1 protein-coding gene is annotated in these 1,195 nt (G+C 63.8%); it reads right to left on the bottom strand.

From position 1 onward, the window contains the following. Positions 1-1,195: serine hydroxymethyltransferase (gene glyA, locus CQ018_RS19750; protein WP_308729284.1), on the bottom strand; the 1,195-nt coding region annotated here is incomplete at both ends.

Genomic DNA, 1,195 nt, shown 5'->3' with positions numbered 1-1,195 from the left:
TCCTGGGTACCTGCGATGAGGGTTTCGGCAATGATGTCCGCAACCTCCACAAAGGCGGCCTCGGAGAAGCCACGGGTGGCCAGCGCCGGGGTACCAATACGCAGGCCACTGGTGACCATCGGCGGACGTGGGTCAAAGGGAACCGAGTTACGGTTTACCGTGATCTCCACCTTCGCCAGCAGGTCTTCGCCCTGCTGCCCATCAAGGGCCGAGTGACGCAGGTCAACGAGGACCAGGTGCACATCGGTGCCACCGGTGAGCACGCTAATGCCCGCCGCAGCAACATCGGCGGCGCACAGGCGTTCGGCCAGGATTTTCGCACCGGCGATGGTGCGGCCCTGACGCTCCTTGAACTCCTGCGTGGCCGCGATCTTGAACGCCACCGCCTTACCGGCAATCACGTGCTCCAACGGGCCACCCTGCTGACCGGGGAATACCGCCGAGTTAATCTTCTTAGCAATATCCGCATCATTGGTCAGGATGATGCCGCCACGCGGACCGGCCAGGGTCTTGTGCGTGGTGGAGGAGACCACGTGGGCGTGCGGGACCGGGGAGGGGTGCAGTCCGGCGGCGACCAGGCCGGCGATGTGTGCCATGTCCACGAACAGGTACGCACCGACCTTGTCGGCGATCTCGCGGAAACGTGCGAAATCCAGTGCGCGCGGGTACGCGGACCAGCCGGCGACGATCATCTTGGGCCGGTGCTCAAGGGCTAGCGCCTCGACCTTGTCCATGTCGATGACCAGGGTGTCTTCTTCAACACCGTACGGGACGATGTTGTACAGGCGACCGGAGAAGTTGATCTTCATGCCGTGGGTCAGGTGACCACCGTGAGCCAGATTCAACCCCATGATGGTATCGCCCGGACGGATCAGCGCGTGCATGACCGAGGCGTTGGCCTGGGCACCGGAGTGCGGCTGCACGTTGGCAAAGTCCGCACCGAACAGTGCCTTCACGCGCTCGATGGCGAGCGTCTCGACGACGTCAACCTCTTCGCAACCGCCGTAGTAGCGGCGCCCGGGGTAACCTTCGGCGTACTTGTTGGTCAGCACCGAGCCCTGCGCCTGCATTACGGCCAGGGCGGTGTGGTTCTCCGAGGCGATCATCTCCAAGCCGCGCTGCTGGCGAGCCAGCTCCGCGTCAATACGCTCGGCGATCTCCGGATCAAGCGTGGAAATATCCTGCGTCAGCGATG

Source organism: Arthrobacter sp. MYb227, from assembly GCF_002975435.1.
Lineage (GTDB): Bacteria > Actinomycetota > Actinomycetes > Actinomycetales > Micrococcaceae > Paeniglutamicibacter.
Note: the sequence above shows the minus strand (reverse complement) of the source record. Positions and strands in the feature narration are given on the sequence as shown.